Annotated in this window: 20 protein-coding genes; 9 read left to right on the forward strand and 11 right to left on the reverse strand. The window is 62.2% G+C overall.

All coding sequences use genetic code 11. The features are described 5' to 3' along the window. Positions 1 to 77: 77 nt before the first annotated feature. The 3 genes from KUV86_RS03910 (at position 78) to phaC (ending at position 3,406) form a co-directional block, all read left to right on the forward strand. Complete coding sequence (locus KUV86_RS03910; protein WP_206943032.1) at positions 78 to 485, forward strand: hypothetical protein; 408 nt, start codon at positions 78 to 80, stop codon at positions 483 to 485. A 392-nt stretch (positions 486 to 877) separates the two neighbouring features. Beyond that, a complete protein-coding gene (locus tag KUV86_RS03915; protein WP_222483657.1) occupies positions 878 to 1,396 on the forward strand; it encodes a phasin family protein in 519 nt (172 codons plus the stop codon). A gap of 192 nt (positions 1,397 to 1,588) precedes the next feature. Continuing rightward, a complete protein-coding gene (gene phaC, locus KUV86_RS03920; RefSeq protein WP_409996340.1) occupies positions 1,589 to 3,406 on the forward strand; it encodes a class I poly(R)-hydroxyalkanoic acid synthase in 1,818 nt (605 codons plus the stop codon). Between the two features lie 167 nt (positions 3,407 to 3,573). On the opposite strand, the gene lnt is transcribed toward phaC, so the two are convergent. The 5 genes from lnt to miaB form a co-directional block, all read right to left on the reverse strand. After that, positions 3,574 to 5,067, reverse strand: coding sequence for an apolipoprotein N-acyltransferase (lnt, locus tag KUV86_RS03925; RefSeq protein WP_222483661.1), 1,494 nt, complete (start codon positions 5,065 to 5,067; stop codon positions 3,574 to 3,576). Positions 5,068 to 5,132: 65 nt separating this feature from the next. Then, positions 5,133 to 5,996, reverse strand: coding sequence for an HlyC/CorC family transporter (locus KUV86_RS03930; RefSeq protein WP_206943026.1), 864 nt, complete (start codon positions 5,994 to 5,996; stop codon positions 5,133 to 5,135). Beyond that, positions 5,993 to 6,499, reverse strand: a complete 507-nt coding sequence (gene ybeY / locus KUV86_RS03935; RefSeq protein ID WP_206943023.1) for an rRNA maturation RNase YbeY — start codon at positions 6,497 to 6,499, stop codon at positions 5,993 to 5,995. Before ybeY ends, KUV86_RS03930 begins: the two co-directional genes overlap by 4 nt. Next, positions 6,499 to 7,590 carry a PhoH family protein gene (locus tag KUV86_RS03940; protein ID WP_222161850.1) on the reverse strand — a complete coding sequence of 364 codons (1,092 nt, stop codon included), beginning with the start codon at positions 7,588 to 7,590 and terminating at the stop codon, positions 6,499 to 6,501. The genes ybeY and KUV86_RS03940 overlap by 1 nt, the downstream gene beginning before the upstream one ends. Positions 7,591 to 7,723: 133 nt before the next feature. Further along, positions 7,724 to 9,067: a tRNA (N6-isopentenyl adenosine(37)-C2)-methylthiotransferase MiaB gene (gene miaB, locus KUV86_RS03945; RefSeq protein WP_222161851.1), complete on the reverse strand. Its 1,344-nt coding sequence runs from the start codon at positions 9,065 to 9,067 to the stop codon at positions 7,724 to 7,726. Positions 9,068 to 9,616: 549 nt separating this feature from the next. Here miaB and KUV86_RS03950 point away from each other — a divergent pair. Continuing rightward, positions 9,617 to 10,243, forward strand: coding sequence for a TIGR04211 family SH3 domain-containing protein (locus tag KUV86_RS03950; protein WP_222161852.1), 627 nt, complete (start codon positions 9,617 to 9,619; stop codon positions 10,241 to 10,243). Between the two features lie 12 nt (positions 10,244 to 10,255). Then, positions 10,256 to 10,906, forward strand: coding sequence for a thiopurine S-methyltransferase (locus KUV86_RS03955; RefSeq protein WP_206943017.1), 651 nt, complete (start codon positions 10,256 to 10,258; stop codon positions 10,904 to 10,906). A gap of 84 nt (positions 10,907 to 10,990) precedes the next feature. On the opposite strand, the gene KUV86_RS03960 is transcribed toward KUV86_RS03955, so the two are convergent. From KUV86_RS03960 to cysP, 5 genes are all read right to left on the reverse strand, one after another. Further along, the gene (locus KUV86_RS03960) at positions 10,991 to 11,578 is read right to left on the reverse strand and encodes a YajG family lipoprotein (RefSeq protein ID WP_206943016.1); all 588 of its coding nucleotides are present in this window, start codon (positions 11,576 to 11,578) and stop codon (positions 10,991 to 10,993) included. Between the two features lie 152 nt (positions 11,579 to 11,730). Further along, the gene (locus KUV86_RS03965) at positions 11,731 to 12,834 is read right to left on the reverse strand and encodes a sulfate/molybdate ABC transporter ATP-binding protein (RefSeq protein WP_222483663.1); all 1,104 of its coding nucleotides are present in this window, start codon (positions 12,832 to 12,834) and stop codon (positions 11,731 to 11,733) included. Then, positions 12,831 to 13,658, reverse strand: a complete 828-nt coding sequence (gene cysW / locus KUV86_RS03970; protein ID WP_206943014.1) for a sulfate ABC transporter permease subunit CysW — start codon at positions 13,656 to 13,658, stop codon at positions 12,831 to 12,833. Before cysW ends, KUV86_RS03965 begins: the two co-directional genes overlap by 4 nt. Then, the gene (cysT, locus tag KUV86_RS03975) at positions 13,658 to 14,521 is read right to left on the reverse strand and encodes a sulfate ABC transporter permease subunit CysT (protein ID WP_206943013.1); all 864 of its coding nucleotides are present in this window, start codon (positions 14,519 to 14,521) and stop codon (positions 13,658 to 13,660) included. Before cysT ends, cysW begins: the two co-directional genes overlap by 1 nt. A 24-nt stretch (positions 14,522 to 14,545) precedes the next feature. Then, entirely contained in the window at positions 14,546 to 15,568 is a 1,023-nt protein-coding gene (cysP, locus tag KUV86_RS03980) for a thiosulfate ABC transporter substrate-binding protein CysP (RefSeq protein ID WP_222483671.1), read from the reverse strand. A gap of 385 nt (positions 15,569 to 15,953) precedes the next feature. Between cysP and rpe the strand changes: the two genes are divergently transcribed. From rpe to KUV86_RS03995, 3 genes are read left to right on the forward strand one after another with little or no spacing between them, the layout of a single operon-like run. Beyond that, a complete protein-coding gene (rpe, locus tag KUV86_RS03985) occupies positions 15,954 to 16,643 on the forward strand; it encodes a ribulose-phosphate 3-epimerase (RefSeq protein ID WP_222483674.1) in 690 nt (229 codons plus the stop codon). Beyond that, positions 16,640 to 17,074 (forward strand): GIY-YIG nuclease family protein, encoded by a 435-nt coding sequence (locus tag KUV86_RS20125; RefSeq protein WP_409996339.1) that lies wholly within the window; start codon positions 16,640 to 16,642, stop codon positions 17,072 to 17,074. The genes rpe and KUV86_RS20125 overlap by 4 nt, the downstream gene beginning before the upstream one ends. Positions 17,075 to 17,103: 29 nt before the next feature. Further along, a complete protein-coding gene (locus KUV86_RS03995; RefSeq protein ID WP_206943008.1) occupies positions 17,104 to 17,961 on the forward strand; it encodes a mechanosensitive ion channel family protein in 858 nt (285 codons plus the stop codon). A 104-nt stretch (positions 17,962 to 18,065) separates the two neighbouring features. Here the strand turns inward: KUV86_RS03995 and KUV86_RS04000 are convergent, their stop codons facing one another. Next, positions 18,066 to 19,367, reverse strand: a complete 1,302-nt coding sequence (locus KUV86_RS04000; protein ID WP_222483681.1) for an NAD(P)/FAD-dependent oxidoreductase — start codon at positions 19,365 to 19,367, stop codon at positions 18,066 to 18,068. A gap of 171 nt (positions 19,368 to 19,538) precedes the next feature. On the opposite strand from KUV86_RS04000, the gene KUV86_RS04005 reads away from it, so the two are divergent. Beyond that, positions 19,539 to 20,231, forward strand: coding sequence for a phosphoglycolate phosphatase (locus KUV86_RS04005; RefSeq protein WP_224908189.1), 693 nt, complete (start codon positions 19,539 to 19,541; stop codon positions 20,229 to 20,231). The last annotated feature ends 138 nt before the right edge of the window (positions 20,232 to 20,369 follow it).

Below are 20,369 nucleotides of genomic sequence, written 5' to 3' on the forward strand. Positions count from 1 at the left end.
CCGTCGATATCGCTGATGTGATATTCCCCTAGCGCCGACGCAACGTCGACATATCGACCAGGGAGTAAGAGGCCAGCATGAAAATCAACGTCGAGTTCGATCTGACGCCAGAAGAATTCCGTCAGGCACTGGGGCTTCCCAATATCGAGGCCTTCCAGCAGGACCTGCTTGATCGCATTCAGCGGCAGATGGAATCCGGTGTCGAGGGCTATGACCCCATGAGTCTGATGCAGCCCTTCCTGCAGCAGCCTGCTCTGCAACAGGGCTTGTCCCAGGGTCTGGCCAGCTTTGGCAACTATCAGAAAATGATGATGGATATGCTGACTCAGGCGGCTCAGAGTGCGCGCAGTACATCGAGCTCCTCGAGCGACTCGGAGCAGGAGTCGGGATCGGCGTCGCGATCCAGCAGCACCGCTCGGTCGAGCAGTGCGTCTCGTCGGACAGGCAGTGCCAGTGCCAGGTCCGGCAGCAAGGACAAGGGCTGACGGCTTGGCCATGGCAACAGGCGCGGCGATGCCGGTGACGAGTGTCCCATGCATATTCGCGCAGCTCGAGGGGATGTCATGGCACTGTCATCCTGTGTGTGCCAGACTGACCTTTGTTGCGTTGCAACAATGATGCTGATGGCGCGCGCCAGGAGCAACGTCAGGCTGGCCTGCAGTTGCCATGCAGAGCCATGCAAGAGCCATGGCGGTCGCCTGGAACGACAGGCGTCATGTGACTCCAAAGGGGCGCAATGCCCCCATGAAGAGTCCGCATGAAGTGCCTGCATGAAGAACATCCGGTGCGCTGACGCTACGGCGTCATTGACACGAAATGCTGAATGAACAGGCTGTTTGGACAGGGTTCATCGACAGGACTTCCAGGAGGTTTGGTCATGCAAGACAAGATGTTCGACAACTTCAGCGAGCAGACTCGTCAGTTCTTCGAGCCGATGCGCAAGCTCAATTCCCTGATGCTGGACAACATGGAAAAGATGTCCCAGTACCAGATGGAATCGATGAAGCGCTATAGCCAGATGGGCACCGAGCGCATGCGCGATGCCACCGAGATCAACGATGCCGAGGGGCTGCGCGACTTCTCCACCCGTCAGGCCGAGATGCTCAACGAGCTGTCGGCGCAGATGCTGGAAGATGCCCGCGCCATGAGCCAGCTCAGCCTTGAGTTCAAGACAGAACTGGAGACGTTGTTCGCCGAGTCCGGCCAGCAACTTGCCGAACAGGCCACCCAGGCACGGGACCAGGCTACGGCCGCCGTGGAAAAGGCCACCCAGCAGGTGACCGAAGCGGCGGAAAAGACCGCCCAGCAAGCGTCGCAGGCAGCCTCCAGTGCTACTACATCTACCAAGTCGACAGGCACCGCCAGGGCGACCTCGAGTCGCAAGCGCACGTCCTGATCGCGGTATCACCCTGGCGGTCGGTCAAGCGACAGCCAGCAAAGGGCAGGGGTCCGGTGGACCCTTGCCCTTACGCATCAAACAACCATGACAAGATGAGGGTGGATACCGCGATGCCGGCCGGCGAACGGTGAGCCATCCTGTGTGCGGGGCAGTGGAGAGGAGGTCGCCATGGCGGCAGGTGAGCAGGTAATGGACAACCCTGAAGAGTGGGGCAGCCAGTTGTCAGTGCTGAGCGCAGAGTACCAGGCACTGATGGAGGACTTTCTTTCACGCATGGTACCGAGTGATGCAGCCGACTCGGTGATGGAAGATATTCGCAACAGCTTCCAGGCAGGTGCGGAATCGCTGATGCGTAACCCCACCTTGCTGTGGGAGACCCAGACGAAGTTGATGCAGGATCAGCTGGCGCTGTGGCAGCAAGCCATGTCTGCCGCCAGCGGCGGCGCCCTGGAGCCCTTGGTGACTCCCTCGCGGGGGGATCGCCGGTTCAAGGATGAGGCCTGGACCAGCGACCCGGCCTATAACGCCATCATGCAGCAGTATCTGCTTTTCTCCAGCACCGTGGAGAACCTGGTGGATCGGCTGGACGACCTGAGCCCTGGCGAGAAGCGCAATCTGTCGTTCTACGCTCGCCAGATGGTCAATGCCATGTCACCGACCAACTTCGTCTCGACCAACCCGGAGGTCATGCGCAAGACCCTGGAAACCCGCGGTCAGAATCTGGTGGATGGTCTGGCGCGACTGCGCGAAGACCTGGCCAACTCTGCCGAAGGTCTGAACGTGACCATGACCGATCGCAGTGCCTTTGAGGTCGGCCGCAACATCGCGGTGTCCGAAGGCGCCGTGGTCATGGAAAACGAGCTGATCCAGCTGATTCAGTATGCGCCCACCACGGAAAAGGTGTTCAAGACACCGCTGCTGATCGTTCCTCCCTGGATCAACAAGTATTACGTGCTGGACCTGCGCCCGGAAAACTCGCTGGTCAAGTGGCTGGTGGACCAAGGGCATACCGTCTTCCTGATTTCCTGGCGCAACCCAGGCCCCGAGCAGCGCGACCTGACCTGGGCGGACTACATGCAGCTGGGGCCCATCGCGGCGCTGGATGGCATCGAGCAGGCTACCGGAGAGAAGTCGGCCAATTTCCTCTCCTACTGCATTGGCGGCACCCTGACCGCGTCGACCATGGCGTACCTGACCAGCACCCGGCGCGGGCGCAAGGCCAAGTCGGTCACCTACATGGCGACGCTGCAGGACTTTCGTGATCCTGGGGAAATCGGCGTGTTCCTCAGCGAGCCGGTGCTGCAAGGGATTGAAGCCAAGCTCGAGCAGGATGGTTATCTTGATGGCCGGGTGATGGCGTATTCCTTCAACCTGCTGCGTGAGAATGACCTGTTCTGGTCGTTCTACGTCAACAACTACCTCAAGGGCGAGGACCCTGCCGCCTTTGATCTGCTGTACTGGAACACGGACGGTACCAATCTTCCGGCGGGCACTCACGGCTGGTATCTGCGCCACCTGTACCAGGAAAACCTGCTGGTCGAGCCGGGCGGGATCGAGCTGGACGACGTCAAGATTGATCTGCGCAAGGTATCGACCCCCAGCTACTTCGTCGCCACCCGTGAAGACCACATCGCCAAGTGGAACAGCAGCTACTACGGGGCCTTGCTGCCCAAGGGGCCCGTCACCTTCGTACTTGGTGGCTCCGGGCATATTGCCGGGATCATCAACCCGCCCCACAAGAACAAGTACGGTTACTGGACCAATAGCGAACTGCCCGACAACCATGACGACTGGCTGGCTGGCGCCGAGGCCCACGAAGGATCCTGGTGGCCGCATTGGCAGCAGTGGATGTTGGACGGTGGCTATGTGGATGCAGACAAGATGGTCGAGGCCCGTCAGCCCGGAGGGGGAGAGCTGGCCTTGCTGGAACCTGCGCCAGGACGTTTTGTGAAGATCTCGATTCCGGAGGTACTGGGCGAGTCTCCCGAAGACGAACCGTCCTCCTGAGACGCGCTCTGACGAGGGCTGTCACGACAACGCCGCAAGGGCCTTGGCCCTTGCGGCGTTTTGCTTGCGGGTGCTCTGTCTGCCGGTCTTTGGTAGCGATTGGCGCTTGCTGGGGCGATAGGCCTTTAGCGGCTGACGCCACCAGTCAGCTGCGCATCACTCTTTCGTCAGGCGGTGCGGCGGCGCCAGCCGATCCCGACCAGCAGCAGCAGGGCGGCCAGTGCCCAGGTGGGCCAGCTGCCGGTGCGCGTGAAAGGCGTCAGGCCTTGCATCGGTTGCACCTCGCCGTCCAGCCTGGCGGTGGTGAATTGTGGCAGCTGGTCGAGGATCTCGCCCTGGTCGTCGATGATCGCCGTAATCCCGTTGCTGGTGGCACGGATCACGTAGCGGCCGTTCTCCAGGGCTCGCAGGCGGGCCATCTCCAGATGCTGGTGCGGGCCGATGGAGTTGCCAAACCAGCTATCGTTGGACACGGTCAGCAGCAGTTCGGCGTGGCGAGCTCGCTGGGCTACCAGGTCGGCATAGATGATTTCGTAGCAGATCGCGTTGCCGATGGTATGCCCCGCGGCCACCATCGGGTCCTGGCGATCGGGACCCGGTGTCATGGCCGGCATCGGCAGGTCGAAGAAGGCGATGGCGCCGCGCAGCACGCTCTCCAACGGCAGATATTCACCGAAGGGCACAAGATGCGCCTTGCGATAGCCGCCGCTGGCGTTGCCGTAGGCGGATACGGCGTTGTAGAAGCGGCCGTCTTCATCCCGCTGCAGGATGCCCGTCAGCAGTGCCGTGTCGGGTGCCAGGGCAGCCTGTGCGCGGGCCATGATGGGTTCTGCCTGGTCTTCGAACATCGGCAGGGCAGCCTCCGGCCAGATGACGATATCCGGCTCGGCGGGACGGCTGGCCTCCAGTTCTCCCGTCATGCCGAGATAGGTGTTGACGGCTTGACGCTGACCTTCAGGCAGCCACTTGATCTCCTGGGGCAGGTTACCCTGCAGCAGGCTGACCTTGAGTGGCTCGCCAGCAGGTGTGGTCCAGTGGCTTGGCAGGACGACGGCCACGGCCCAGATCAGGACCAGTGGCAGTGCTGCCAGATAACGCCTTTGCAGCAGCTCTACCAACAGGGCACCACTGGCGGCAACGGCTAACGACAGCAGATAGACGCCGCCCAGGGGAGCCAGCGTCGACAGCGGCGAGTCGACCTGGGTACTGCCCAGCAGCAGCCAGGGAAAGCCGGTGAATAGCCAAGTGCGAATCCACTCCATCAGCACCCAGAAGCCGACAAAGCCCGCAAGCCCCGCGACGACGGTAGGGCGTGCTGGCATCAGGCGCCGGAACAGGCCAAGAGGAATGGCGACGAACAGGGCCATGCTGGCAACGAACAGCGAGGTCAGAAAGAAGGCCAGTGGAGCGCTGGTGTAGCCATAGTCGTGGATGGACACATAGACCCAGGAGGCGCCGCTGCCAAATAGCCCCAGGCCATAGCTCCAGCCGCGCAGCAGCGCCTGACGCGGCGACATGAGGTAAAGGCCGGCGTAGACCAGCGCGGGGGAAAGGAGGGCCAGCCACCACCAACCAAAGGGGGCAGCCGCCAGGGTGGTCAGGCCACCGGCAAGCAGGGCAGCAAGGTAACCGAGTCGGCCACCGAACAGTCGCTCGAGCATGGAACGTCCATCCTTGGGTCACGAGAGATAGGGGAGGGGCGATGCCCCTTGCGGGGCATCGGGGATCATTCGCTTTCGGCGTTGGCGGGCTCGACTTCCAGCAAGCGAATGCGTCGGTTATCGGCGTTGAGCACGGTGAAGCGCCAACCGCCGATCTGGGTATGTTCACCGCGAGCCGGAAGGTGGCCGAAGCGTTGCATGACCAGGCCGCCAAGGGTGTCGAATTCATCATCGGAAAAGCGGGTATCGAAGCGCTCGTTGAAGTCTTCGATGGGGGTCAGGGCTCTGACGGCGTAGCGATCTTCACCCAGCTGACGAATGTCCTCTTCCTCGTCGGTATCGTGTTCGTCTTCGATGTCGCCGACGATTTCCTCGAGGATGTCCTCGATGGTGACGATACCCGCGGTGCCGCCGTATTCATCCACCACGATCGCCATGTGATTGTGGGTATCGCGGAATTCCTTGAGCAGGCTGTTGAGGCGCTTCGACTCCGGGACGAACATGGCCGGACGCAGCACTTCCTCAAGCTGAAAGGGGCGTTCCTCGCTGTTGTTCTGCAGCAGGGGCAGCAGATCCTTGACCAGCAGGATGCCCTTGACCTCATCGAGGTTCTCGCCGATGACCGGATAGCGCGAGTGGCCGGTTTCCAGAATGATGGGCAGGTAGTCTTCCAGCGGTTGTTCGAGCTCAAGCGCAGTGACCTGAGAGCGCGGAATCAGCACCTCCCTGACCTGCTGATCGCTGATGTTCAGGGCGCCCTCGATGATGGTCATGGCGTCCTGTTCCAGCCGTAGACGGCTGCCTGCCTGGCGCAGGAATTCACGGAGTTCTTCCCGCGAACTGGGCTCGTCGCTGTCGTTGGACAGCGCGCTGAAGAGTTTGTCGAACCAGGACTTGTTGGCCTGGCTACTCGATCGGTCTTCGCTCATGCGTCGGCTCTCTCGTCCTCGCTATCGGGATCTGGAGATGGGGCCGGCGGGGCGTAGGGATCAGAAATACCCAGGCCGGCAAGGATACTGCGCTCGAGGTTTTCCATGACCTCGGCTTCATCGTCCTCGATATGATCGTGGCCGAGCAAATGCAAGGTGCCATGGACGACCATATGAGCGTAGTGATCGATCAGCCGCTTGTCCTGCTCCATCGCTTCGCGCTCGACCACCGGGTGACAGACCACCAGGTCTCCCAGCAGCGGCAGGTCGAGGCCGGGTGGGGCCTCGAAAGGAAAGGACAGAACGTTGGTCGGGGCATCCTTGCCACGATAGTCACGATTGAGGGCCTGGCTTTCGTCGCTATCGACCAGGCGTATCGTCAGTTCGGCATCTTCACGGCCGGGAAAGTGTTCCAGCACGGCATCGACCCAGCGTTGAAGCTGGGCCGAGTCGGGCAGCGCTTCGGCGTGGCTGGCGATCTGACGATCGACGCAGGCGCTCATCAGTGGGCGTCTCCGTTGCTGCCATTGCTGAACTGGAGGCGATCGGCACGTTCCTGGCGGCGTTCTTCGGCGCGGGCCTCGCGGCGCGCGCGTTCCTCGGCTTCCTGGTTGGCTTCGAACAGGTCATAGGCCTCGATGATGCGCTGGACCATCGGGTGGCGGACCACATCCTTGGCGGCGAAGTGTGTCACGCCAATGCCGGCGGTGTCCTTCAGCACGTCGAGCACCTGAATCAGGCCTGAGCTCTGCCCGCGCGGCAGGTCGACCTGGGTCACGTCACCGGTGATCACCGCGGTCGAGCCAAAGCCGATACGGGTGAGGAACATCTTCATCTGTTCGCGAGTGGTGTTCTGGCTCTCGTCGAGGATGATGAAGGCGTTGTTGAGGGTTCGTCCACGCATGTAGGCCAGCGGGGCGATCTCGATCACCTGGCGCTCGATCAGCTTGGCAACCTGCTCAAAGCCGATCATTTCATACAGGGCGTCGTACAGCGGACGCAGGTAAGGATCGATCTTCTGGGCCAGGTCGCCAGGCAGGAAGCCGAGTTTCTCGCCGGCTTCCACGGCTGGGCGTACCAGCAGGATGCGGCGCACCTGCTGCTGATTGAGGGCCTCTACCGCGGCCGCCACGGCAAGATACGTCTTGCCGGTGCCCGCCGGGCCGATGCCGAAGTTGATGTCGTGCTGGCGGATGCTGGTGACGTAGCCCTGCTGGTTCAAACCGCGAGGCTTGATCAGCGTACGCGGCGTACGGATCAGCACTTCGCCGTCGCCGATCTCTTCTTCGGTCTCTTCCTCAAGGGCTTCGATACCGGATTCCTGCAGGAACAGGTGAACGCTGTCAGGGGTCAGTTCGGTAGACGCGGTCTCGCGGTAGAGATGCTCCACCAGGTTGGAGGCTGCCTTGACCCGGGGGCCGGGACCCGCCAGCTGGAACATGTTGCCGCGGTTGCGCAGGGTGACGCCGAGCCGGCTTTCGATCAGCTTCAGGTGCTCGTCGCGCTGGCCGCACAGATTGGCGAGACGGCGCGGCTCGTTGGGTTCAAGGTTGAGCGTGATGATGCGATTGGCCTGGGTCGATGGCTGGCTCAAGGCGAGAAAAATCCGTGGTTGATGACTAGAGGGTGTAAACAGTTCCGTCAGCTTACTGCCCCGGCGTAGGCCAGGGCAATGATCCGAGGTGGTGTCGATGCGTGTTGGACAGCCACCTCCGGTCGGCTGCGTATCAGTAGCGCTCGCCAGAGGCGAGTTCGCCGCGCAGTGAATTGGGCAGCGCTTCGGTGATTTCCACGTCGACAAAGTAGCCAATCAACTCGGTCGGATTGGCCGCGCGGAAGTTGACGACACGGTTGTTCTCGGTGCGGCCGGACAGCTGTCCCGGGTCACGCGGCGAGAAACCGGATACCAGCACGCGCTGGGTAGTGCCTACCATGCGACGACTGATCTGCATGGCCTGCTGGTTGATACGCTCCTGCAGGATGGCCAGGCGCTGCTTCTTGACCTCTTCTGGCGTGTCGTCCTCAAGCGCCGCTGCCGGGGTACCCGGACGGGCAGAATAGACAAAGCTGAATGAGACGTCGAAGCCGATCCGGTGAATCAGGTCCATGGTGGCTTCGAAGTCTTCTTCGGTTTCACCGGGGAAGCCGATGATGAAGTCGGAGGAGAAGCTGATGTCGGGACGCAGCGCGCGAATGCGCTCCATCTTGTCGACGTACTCCTCGACCGTGTGACCGCGCTTCATGGCCGCCAACACACGGTCGGAGCCTGCTTGCACCGGCAGGTGCAGGTGGCTGACTAGTTCCGGGATGTCAGCGTATGCCTCGATCAGGCTGTCGCTGAACTCCACCGGGTGGGAGGTGGTGAAGCGGATGCGGTCGATGCCATCCACTGCCGCCACGCAGGCAATCAGCTCGGCCAGGTCAATCTCGTCGCCATCGTCGTTGATGCCACGGTAGGCATTGACGTTCTGCCCCAGCAGGTTGATTTCGCGAACGCCCTGGTCGGCCAGGTGGAAGACCTCATCCATGACGGCCTCGAAGGGCCGCGAGACCTCTTCGCCGCGGGTGTAGGGCACCACGCAGAAGGTGCAGTACTTGGAGCATCCCTCCATCACCGAGACGAAGGCACTGGCACCATCGGAGCTTGGCTTGGGCAGGTGATCGAACTTCTCGATCTCGGGGAAGGTGACGTCCACCACCGAGATCTGGTTGGAGCGGCTGGCATCCAGCATGCCCGGCACGCGGTGCAGGGTCTGTGGACCAAACACCATATCCACGTGGGGAGCACGCTTGCGGATGGCATCGCCTTCCTGGCTCGCCACACAGCCGCCGACGCCGATGACCAGGTCGGGGTTCGACTGCTTGAGCTTTTTCCAGCGGCCGAGCTGGTGGAAGACCTTTTCCTGGGCCTTCTCGCGAATCGAGCAGGTGTTGAGCAGGATCACGTCTGCGTCTTGCTCGTTGTCGGTCAGCTCCATCTGATGAGATTCGCCGAGCAGGTCCGCCATGCGGGCGGAGTCATACTCGTTCATCTGGCAGCCGTGGGTCTTGATGAAGAGCTTCTTCGTCATAACGGTGGTCGGGCTCCCGGCCCGAAGTGCATCAGGCAGGCCTGGTTACGTGAATGTGGGTAATCGGGCGCGAGACTGGCGGCCGAACGGCCGTGGCGCATGGGGGCACATTATACGCACCGACCGGGGATGGGGCCAGTGTGCCCCTGTCTGCCGGCACGGCTTGGGCCGCGCTGTGGCAGGGGCTGCTCACGGGAGGCGAGAGCCCTGCGATGTGGTAGTCTTGCCTGCGAGCCAGACAGGCGGGTGATTATTTTGTGACCGTTTTGAGTCAAACCCAGGCGACGCGCCCCGGGCGCGGCGATGTCCAGCGGTTTTCCCGACAGTTGTCCACAGCTGTTGTGGAACGTTTTTCACCTCGTCGCTGTCCTGTGTCGAGTTGCCAAGAAAGCCCTTGAGAGCCTCCTTGGCAAGCATGGCACGCGTCGGCACGCCGGCCGCGCCGCACAGCGAGCGACCCTATTCTCATTGCGCGCTGTTGAGCTGGCAGGATGCCAGTGCAGCGTCACAAGCGTCGTAACCGAGCCCAGATTAGTCAGGAAAGACGGCATGAAAACGCAATTTCTCAAGACAGTGACCCTTGGCCTTGCGCTCGCCAGCAGTGCCTTGCCGGTGATGGCCCAGGACGATGGCAACGCCAGGTGGGTCACGGATGAACTGACCACCTATGTGCGCAGCGGCCCCACCGATGGCTACCGCATCGTTGGCACGCTGACGGCGGGCCAACCAGTCAGTCTGCTCGACACCTCCGGTGACTATTCACAGGTGCGCAGCTCCAGTGGCGATGTGGTGTGGGTGCCCAGCAGCGAGCTTCAGGAAACGCCCAGTGCCAGCGACCAGCTGCCTCAACTCGAATCGCGAGTGGAAGAGTTGACGGCAGAGCTCGACGGCATCAATGAAAGCTGGGAAGAACGCACCAGTACCATGACAGAGACGCTTAAGGTGCGTGAGCAGCGCATTACCGAGCTTGAGACGCGCAATCACGAGCTGGAGAGCTCCTTTGACGAGATCAGTGAGGTCAATCGGGATCTGGAAGCGCGTCTGGAGACCCGCAAGGAAGACCTGCTGATGCGCTACTTCATGTACGGTGGCGGTGTCGCCGGTGCTGGCCTGATCGTCGGTTTGATCGTTCCGCACCTGCCCCGTCGTCGCCGCAAGCGCGATCGATGGTTCTAAGCGAGACCGCCCATGCAACAACACTGGCTGAAGCGCTGGGAGGAAGGCCGGATCGGCTTTCATCGCGATAGCGTGCACCCGGCGCTGGTACGGCACTGGCCGCTTCTCGGCGCGACACCGGGTACCAAGGTACTGGTGCCTTTGTGCGGAAAGAGCCTCGACATGCGCTGGCTAGCCGAGCATCAGCACCCGGTGCTGGGCATCGAGCTGGCCGAAGCCGCCCTGGCCCAGTTTGTGGAAGAAGGACCGGGTGAGGTGTCGCGCTATCAGCAGGACGGATTTTCCATCCAGCGCCAGGGCAGCATCGAGCTCTGGTGCGGCGATTTCTTCCACTTTCACATCGCCCAGGCGGCGGAGATTGGTGCCTTCTACGACCGGGCCGCCCTGATCGCCTTACCCGAGGCGACGCGTCAGCGCTACGCCTTCCACCTGGCGCAGTTGATTCCGCCTGGAGCACGCGGATTGCTGGTCAGCCTGCGACGAGATGGCGAGGACGGGCCGCCCTACAACGTCAGCGATGAGGAGATTCGTCGCCTGTTCGACCCGAATTTCATCGTCACCCACCTGGAAGATGGTGAGCGTGAGGACAACGGGTTTCAGGAGTCGGTGTGGGCGCTGGTGCGGCGGGGACCTGTCACCGACGAGCCAGCGCAGCATCGGTAGGTCGTTACGCTAGCGCACAACGAAGGCGCTTGCCGGCCACTGGACCGGCAAGCGTGGACCGGTAACCGGCAATGACAGGAGGGCTTAGCGAGCCAGCAGCTGGCCCAGTTGGGGGTCGGCGAAGGCGCGATTGAGTCCGTCGGACAGCAGGTCCGTGACCATGCGCTGATTAGTCGCCTTGTCAGGTTTTACCGCGTAGCTCTGCACGCGTCGTGAGGTGTAGGTGCCGGTGTAGGTTTGACCATCGTTGGTGGCCACCGCTTCGATCACGCTCTCCAGGCGAGCTTCGTCTACCAGTGGCTGGCTCTGGCCGCGCTGGTAGCTGAGCTGCTTCAGCGTCAGGGTCAGGGTGGGACGTCCCGGGGCCGGTTCAGCGGTAGGGGCGAAGCCCATGTCGCGCACGGCGCGTTCCGCCTCGGCTTGCAGCCGCGGCACGATCTCATGGGGGCTGACGGTGATGGTCGCCGTCGAGCTGGCGCTGCCGGTTCGGGTGCCGAGCACGTCGGAAGGACGGTCATCGGCGGCAATCACGGTGACTGCCTGGCCAGAGCCGGACGCGGGCACGGCCACGCTGCGCTGGGGATCAGGCTGAAGCTGGTGGGGGCTGGAGCAGGCGGCAAGGGCAAGCAGCATGGCCATGCCAGCTGCGCCCTTCAACAGGCGACGAAGCATAGGGGTGAACTCCTTGTCATGGTATCTGAAAGTCGCAAAAACGCGTCGGCCGGTCACGCCGCTGCAGCAGCAGCGTGTGTCCGGGCTGCGCGATGATACGCCTATCAGAAGGGCAAGCGCAGGGAAAAGTTCCTCTAAGGCGCCTGATGGCGTCAGGCGCTAACCTGCTGCGGGCGCACCTGGGGGCCAGGGGCCTCCTGGGCGTCGGGATAGTGATGCCAGCGTCTGGGCAGGGCATGCACGCGCATGCCGCGCTTGAGGGAGAGGCGCTCGGCGTCCTGGTGGCTTAGTGTGGCCATCCACGGCTCGCTCATCCAATCGGCACTGAGCTCTACACGGACTTCTGCACCCACCGGCACTATCGACATCACGCTGGCAGGCAGGTGGGCATCCGCCTGTGCCTGCAGGGCCACCTGAACCTCGTGGGGACGCAGCAGCAGTTCCTGGCGTCCGTCCTCGAGGTCGACCGCCAGGCGCGCATCACCGCAGGTCAGCACGCCGTCCTGGACGACTCCCTCCAGGTGATTGACGTCGCCGAGGAATTCGAACACGAAACGATTGCGGGGTGCCCGATAGAGCGTATCCGGCGTGTCGACCTGCTCGATCCGTCCATTGCTCATCACTACCACGCGGTCGGACAACTCCAGTGCTTCCTCCTGGTCATGGGTCACGAAGACGCTGGTAAAGCCGAGCTCATCGTGCAGGTGCCTCAGCCAGCGGCGCAGCTCCTGACGAACTTTGGCATCCAGTGCACCGAAGGGTTCGTCCAGCAGCAGGACTTCCGGCTTGAGCGCCAGGGCGCGAGCCAGTGAGACGCGTTGCTGCTGGCCACCGGACAGCTGCGCGGGAAACCGCTCTGCCAGGTGCGACAGCTGGACCATCTCCAGCAGCTGCATCACCCGGGAGCGAATCTCGGCACTGGAGGGGCGCTCGGCGCGGGGCAGAACGGTCAGGCCGAAGGCGACGTTGTCGAAAACGCTCATGTGTCGGAACAGCGCGTAGTGCTGGAACACGAAGCCGATGCGGCGATCGCGCACGTGGACCTGGGTGACATCGCGCTCGCCGAACAGGATGCGGCAGTCTCGATGGTCATCGGGGGTCTCGAGGCCGGCAATGATCCGGAGCAACGTGGTCTTGCCGGAGCCAGACGGGCCGAGCAGGCCGATCAGCTCACCGCTGCGGATCTCCAGGTCGATAGGAGACAGCGCCTGGGAGCGTCCAAAGTGCTTCTGGATGTGGCGCAGATGAATGCTCATGTCAGGGCCTCCCGGCGCGTGGCGCGCCATTCAAGCATGGCCTTGGCGGCCAGGGTGAGAAGGGCAATCAGGGCTAGCAGGGCGGCGCTGGCGAAGGCGCCTACCGTGTTGTAATCCTGGTACAGCAGCTCTACGTGAAGCGGCAGGGTGTTGGTTTCACCGCGGATGGCGCCAGACACCACCGATACCGCACCGAATTCACCGACCGCCCTGGCATTGGTCAGAATCACGCCGTAGAGCAACGCCCAGCGAATGTTGGGCAGGGTCACCCGGCGGAACAGGGTGAAGCCTCTGGCGCCCAGTGTGACGGCGGCTTCTTCCTCACGGGAACCCTGTGCCTGCATCAGCGGAATCAGCTCCCGCGCGACGAAGGGGCAGGTGACAAAGATGGTGACCATCAGGATGCCAGGCCAGGCAAACATCAGCTGAATGTCGTGGGCATCCAGCCACCCGCCGATCCAGCCGTTGCGACCGTACAGCAGCAAGTAGACCAGGCCAGCCACCACGGGGGAGATGGCAAAGGGAATGTCGATCAGTGTCTGCAGCAGGCGGCGTCCAGGGAAGGCAAACCGGGTGACCAGCCAGGCCAGCATCACCCCGAAGACGAGGTTGATCGGAATCGTCAGCAGGGTGACGAACAGCGTCAGGCCGATCGCTGCCAGGGTGTACTGGTCTGTCAGGTTGGCGATGAAGGGACCGACCCCTTCGGCCAGTGCCTGGGCAAAGATGGCGACCAGGGGCAGCAGCAGGAACAGTGCCGACAGGCCCACGGCCACCGCGATGAGGCTGCGTCTGAGCCATGGTGCATCACCGATACGTTGCATCAGCCACGTCCTCCATGCAGGCGGCGGATAAAGCGGCCTTGCCACAGGTTGATCGCCAGCAGCAGCAGCAGCGAGGTCAGCAGCACCACGGAGGCAATCGCGGAGGCACCGACGTAGTCATATTCCTGCAGCTTGACGAAGATCATCAGCGAGGTGATTTCCGTCTCGTAAGGCATGTTGCCGGCGATAAAGATAACGGCGCCGAATTCGCCGAGCGAGCGCACAAAGGCAAGGCCGGTACCGGTCACCAGGGCGGGCCACAGGTGCGGCAGGATCACCCGACGAAAGGCGACGCCATCTCTTGCCCCCAGGCTCATGGCGGCCTCGTCGATTTCGCTGGGCAGATCCTCGAGCACTGGCTGCACGGTCCGCACCACGAAGGGGATACTGGTAAACGCCATGGCCAGGGCGATGCCGACCCAGGTGTAGGACACCTGCCAGCCCAGCGGCTCCAGCAGCTGGCCCATCCAGCCCTTGGAGGAGTAGAGCGTCGCCAGGGTGATGCCGGCCACTGCGGTGGGCAGGGCAAAGGGCAGGTCCATCAGCGCGTCCAACAGACGCTTGCCGGGGAAGTCATAGCGCACCAGCACCCAGGCCATGAGCAGGCCAAAGACGGCATTGATCAGTGCCGCGACGAAGGCGCCGCCGATGGTGGTGACGTAGCTGGCCACGACCCGTGGTTCGGTGATGATGAACCAGTATTCGGAAAGGGACAGCCCCTTCAACTGGCCCACCAGGCCGGTCAACGGCAGCAGCAGCACCAGCGAGACAAAGGTCAGGCTGATGCCCAATGACAGGCCGAAGCCCGGCAGCACATGGCGCCGGGCTTTGCGGGCTAAGGGCAGGGAAATGGCCTTCAGCATGGGGGCAATGGTTAACCTTGAGGTTTAACGGCGCTGCAGCTGGTCCAGCTCGCCGCCGCTCTTGAAGTGGGTGTCCATGGCATTGTCCCAGCCACCAAACACGTCCTTGACCTCGAACAGCTCGGTGGCAGGGAAACGGTCTGCGAACTCTTCCTTCACCGCCTCGTCATGCACGCGATAGTTGAAGCCAGCCAGCTGGCGCTGGGCCTGTTCGGTGTAGAGGTATTCCAGGTAGGCACGAGCCAGGTCCAGGTTGCCGTTGCGCTCGGCGTTCTCCTCGACCACGGCCACCGGGAATTCTGCCAGGATGCTGACAGGCGGGACGATCACGTCGTATTCATCGCTGCCGTATTCGTCACGGATGTTGTTGACCTCAGACTCGAAGCTGATCAGCACGTCACCAATGCCGCGCTCGATAAAGCTGGTGGTCGCGCCGCGGCCGCCGGTATCGAACACCTTGACGTTGCCGAGGAAGTCGCTCATGAACTGGCGAACCTGATCTTCGTCACCGTCGAAATTACGTTCGGCCGAACCCCAGGCAGCCAGATAGGTGTAGCGGCCGTTGCCGGAGGTCTTGGGGTTGGGGAACACCAGCTCGACGCCCTCGGCTGCCAGATCTTCCCAGGTCTCGATGCCCTTGGGGTTGCCCTTGCGGACCAGGAAGGCGGTGGTCGAGTAGTAGGGGGATGCGTTGTTGGGCAGCTGGCTCTGCCAGTCTTCCGCGACCAGGCCTGCATCCGCCAGGACCTGAACGTCGGTGACCTGGTTGTAGGTCACGACATCTGCCTTGAGACCCTGCAGGATGGCACGTGCCTGAGCGGATGAGCCGCCGTGGGACTGCTTGATCGTCAGGGTGTCGTCGTGCTCGGCCTGCCAGTGTTCCTGGAAGGCTGGGTTGATGGCGGCAAACAGCTCGCGCGCGATGTCATAGGAAGAGTTGAGCAGCTCCTTGTCCTCGGCCATTACCGGCGAGGCCATGGTGCCACCAAGGCCTGTAGCCAGGGCGAGGGACAGGGCGGTACGGCGAAGGATCGGGGACAGCTTCATGTCAGGCTTCCTTGACGTCAGAGAATGTCGCGAGTCCTTCGAGAGCCGTTCGATAATGCTTGGCGAGGACTGCGAGAGGGTGCGCGAGGGTTGCGCCAGTGCCGTGCCCGGGGATGCAAGAGCGTTGCAGGAACTCCGGGAACGATACGCAGGCTAAACCTAAATTTTGGTAATGACAATCCTTCTGCTTAAAACGTTTGGCTATATAAGGCGATAAGATGTGAATAGGTTGCAAGCCATGACGGCGCTGTTGCGGCGAAGGATGTCATTGGTTAACGCTGCCCTGCCACGGCCCAGCTGCTAGAATGCGATTTTCGTCAGGTGGCGGCACCCTTGACCGCTGTGCGGCGCCGCTCGCTTTTTGTCTCTTGCCAGCAGGGATGTCATGAACGATTTTCTGATTGCGCCTTCCATTCTGTCCGCCGATTTCGCCCGGCTGGGGGAGGAGGTGGACAATGTGCTTGCCTCCGGCGCCGATATTGTCCACTTCGATGTCATGGACAATCACTATGTGCCCAATCTGACCATTGGCCCCATGGTCTGTGAGGCCCTGCGCAAGCATGGCGTCACTGCCCCGATCGATGCACACCTGATGGTCAAGCCGGTGGATCGCCTGATTGGTGACTTTATCGACGCCGGTGCCACCTACATCACCTTCCACCCGGAAGCCTCGGAGCACATCGATCGGTCGCTGCAGCTGATACGTGACGGTGGTTGCAAGGCTGGCCTGGTGTTCAACCCGGCGACGCCGTTGTCCTACCTTGATTATGTGATGGATAAGGTCGACATGGTGCTGTTGATGAGCGTCAACCCCGGCTTCGGCGGCCAGTCCTTCATTCCCGCGACACTCGACAAGCTGCGCCAGGCGCGTCAGCGGATTGATGCCAGTGGTCGTAACATTCGCCTGGAGGTCGATGGCGGCGTCAAGGTCGACAATATTGCCGAGATCGCCCGCGCTGGTGCCGATACCTTTGTGGCTGGCTCGGCGATCTTTGGCGGCCAGCGTAGCGACGACCCGCACGGCTACGACAGTGTCCTCGCCGATTTCCGGGCACAGCTGGCCGGTGCGCGTTGAGCGCTGAAGCGGACTATTCTGGCTCAGGGTGGGCTGGCTCTGACGGGGCTGACCCAGCCCAGCTCGACCCGACGCAGCGTGACTCGAGCGGGGACGAAGCAGGCAACCAGGCCGGCCTGCCGCAGACGTCCGCACGCTGGTACCTGTACGTGGTGGAGACGGCCGCTGGTGCCCTTTACACCGGCATCACCACGGATGTCCCCAGGCGACTGGAGCAACATCGCAGCGGCAAGGGAGCCAAGGCGCTGCGAGGCAAGGGCCCCCTGACCCTTCGCCATCACGAGGTGGTGGGTTCGCGCAGTGAGGCGAGCCGCCTGGAAGCTGCCGTAAAGCGCATGACGGTGCGCAGCAAACGACAGTGGCTGACGGCCCGGCGGGACAGCGGTTTGCCCGTCCTGCCGGCGGAACAGGCCCAGCAGCCACCCCCATAACGAAGAAAATGCCAAGCAAGGAGAGGGATATGGACGTTCTGGATAAGCTCAATGTGGATGCTCTGGTGGCATTTGCCTCCACCACAGGGCTGCAATTTCTGATCAACCTGGTCGCCGCTGCGGCGATCTTTATCATTGGCCGTTGGGTGGCCAAGGCGGTACACCGCGTTGTGATCAAGGGCATGGAGCGGGCGAACGTCGAGCCGCTGCTGATCAAGTTCCTTGGCAACATCCTGTACGCCTTGCTGCTGATCTTTGTGGTGCTGGCAGCGATCAGCCGCATTGGTATTCAGACGGCGTCACTGATTGCGGTGATCGGTGCAGCAGGCCTGGCGGTCGGCCTGGCATTGCAGGGGTCATTGGCCAACTTCGCCGCGGGAGTGATGGTGATCATCTTCCGTCCCTACCGCATCGGTGACTATGTGGAGGCAGGCGGCGTCAGCGGCACGGTGGAAGATGTGCAGATCATCAGCACCGAGCTCAGCACCCCTGACAATCGCAAGATCATCGTCCCCAATGGCCAGATGATGAGTGGTGCCGTGGTCAACTACTCGGCCCATGCCACACGTCGTGTAGACCTGGCGGTGGGTGTCGGCTACGACGACAATATCGATACCGTTCGCCGTGTGCTGGAAAGCGTGGTGGCCGACGATCCTCGCGTGTTGAGTGAGCCCAAGCCCAATATCCGCATGAATGCGATGGGGGACTCCTCCATTACCTGGATTGTGCGTCCCTGGGTCCAGGCTTCCGATTACTGGAGCGTCTACTGGGAAATGACCGAGGAGATCAAGCGCCGCTTTGACCGCGAGGGTATCAGTATTCCGTTCCCCCAGCGCGATGTGCATCTCTATCATCACGCCAAGGAAGAGAGCCAGGCCAACGGCTAAACTCGCCGTTTATTGACCTGTTGCCAAAAAAAAGGCTGCCTTCCCGGGCAGCCTTTTTTTCTGGAGTGCGCCAGGCATGGCGCCTGGCACACCAGGGCGCAGGATCAGTGCAGCTTGAGGCGTGGCTTCAAGAACCGGTTGAGGCCATCGACCACCACCATCATGGCGGTCTTGATGGAGCCATGAATGGTGCGCTGGTGCATCCGGTACAGCGACGCATAGAAGAAACGTGCCAGGTTGCCTTCGATAAACAGGCTGCGAGCGGAAGCGGCCCGCATGAGGCTGCCGATGGCATCGAAGTGTGCCAGGGAGATCAGCGACCCTCTGTCACGGAACACGAACTCCTTCAGTGGCTTGTCGTCGATCACGGCGCACAGGTTCTTGTACAGGACGCTGGCTTGCTGGTGGGCGGCCTGGGCCCGTGGCGGTACCACCTTGCCGTCTGGCTGGGGACAGCTGGCACAGTCACCGAAGGCGAAGATGTGCGGGTCATCAATGCTCTGCATGGTCGCGGCCACCTTGATGCGGTGGTTGCGCTCTGTCTGCAGGCCCAGCTCCGAAAGAAAGGCGGGTGCCTTGATGCCGGCGGCCCATACGCCGAGGTCGATGTCGATGCGCTCATCATCCGAGGTGGTGATCGCATGTTCGTCGACCTTGGTCACGCGGGTATCCACATGGACCTTGACGCCGAGTTTCTCCAGCTCCTTGTGCACGGCCTGACTGATGCGGTCCGGCAGGGCCGGCAGGATCTTGGGTGCCGCCTCGATCACATGCACCCGCAGATGCTCACGGCCGAGCTCGGTGAATCCGTAGCTCTTGAGCATGCGTGATGCATCATGCAGCTCAGCGGCGAGCTCGACCCCGGTGGCCCCGGCACCGATGATACCGACGGTGATGCAGGGCGGTTCATCGTTGGTCATCCGGGTGCTGTAACGCATGAAGGTATTGAGCAGTGCCTGACGGAAGCCTTCTGCCTGGGCCGGGCTGTCGAGAAAATGGCAATGGTCGGCGACGCCCTCGGTACCGAAGTCATTGCTGACGCTGCCAACGGCCATGACCATGTAGTTATAGGACAGGCGCCTGGCAGGCAGGATCTCGTGTCCATCGTCGTCAATGATGGCTGCCAGGGTCAGGGTTCTGGTGTCTCGGTCGAGATCGCACAATGTACCGCGCTGGAAACGGTAGCCGTTGCTGGCGGAATGGGCCTGGTAGGAAATCTCGTCCTGGCCGGAGTCGAGCACGCCGGTGGCAACCTCGTGCAGCAGAGGCTTCCAGATGTGCGTGGAATTGCGGTCCACCAGCACCACGTCCGCCTTGCCTTTCTTGCCCAGGCGTCTGCCCAGGCGGGTGACGAGTTCCAGGCCGCCGGCGCCACCGCCGACAACAACAATGGTGGGTTTGCTCATTGCAGAGCTCCATAAAGGGGAGGGGAGCGCCATCATAGGCAGATAAGTGCTTGGCTGACCACGGTGGTTGCGCCAGAATGTGCGCCTCGCATGTACATTCCGTTTTCTGCATAGTGAAGGGGATCGTGCAGGGGACGGTGCAGGGTATAGAGCAGGGGATAGTGCAGGGACATGGTGAACGACGGTTGGAAAATGCCTGTGGGCGAGGCCCTGGATGGGTCACAGTTGGTGGCCTTTGACCTGGATGGCACCCTTATCGACTCAGTGCCTGACCTGGCCGCGGCGGTCGATGCCGCGTTGCTCGACGTGGACCTGCCCGTGGCAGGTGAGGCGCGCGTGAGAGACTGGGTGGGCAATGGGTCATGGTCGCTGCTGGAGCGGGCGCTGACAGATGCCTTGGGCGAGGCCCCCAGTGAGGTGTTGTGCAAGACCGCCCACGAGCGCTTCCTCGAGCACTATCACCGGCACCCCTGCGTGCATACCCGCCTCTATCCGGGGGTCGAGACCGCCTTGTCTCAGCTGTTTCGCCGAGGCTTGATCCTGTGCCTCGTCACCAACAAGCCCGAAGCGTTCATTGGTCCCATTCTCGAGCACCTGTCGATCGACGGCTACTTCACGGTGTGCCTGGGAGGCGACACTCTCCCTCGTAAGAAGCCGGACCCCATGCCGCTCAGGCACCTGTGCCAGCAATTCGACGTCAGTCCTTCGCAGTGTGTGATGGTGGGCGATTCACGCCATGACATTCAGGCCGGCAAGGCCGCTGGGTATCGGACCATTGCGGTGCCCTATGGCTATAATCACGGCGAACCTGTCAGCCTCAGCGAGCCCGATCTGATAGTTGAATCGCTTGACCAACTCGTTTAGGGTTTTTCGGCATGACGCTATGTCATGGCGTTATGCCGATAGGCTCTGGCTATAGCCATGACGACCTCGCCGAGGCGGAGTCGTGTTGCCTTTTCACCCCCTGACTTGCTGCGATGGATTGCCCATGGCCCAGCCTTC

Source organism: Halomonas sp. DP8Y7-3 (assembly GCF_019801675.1).
Taxonomy (GTDB): domain Bacteria; phylum Pseudomonadota; class Gammaproteobacteria; order Pseudomonadales; family Halomonadaceae; genus Halomonas; species Halomonas litopenaei_A.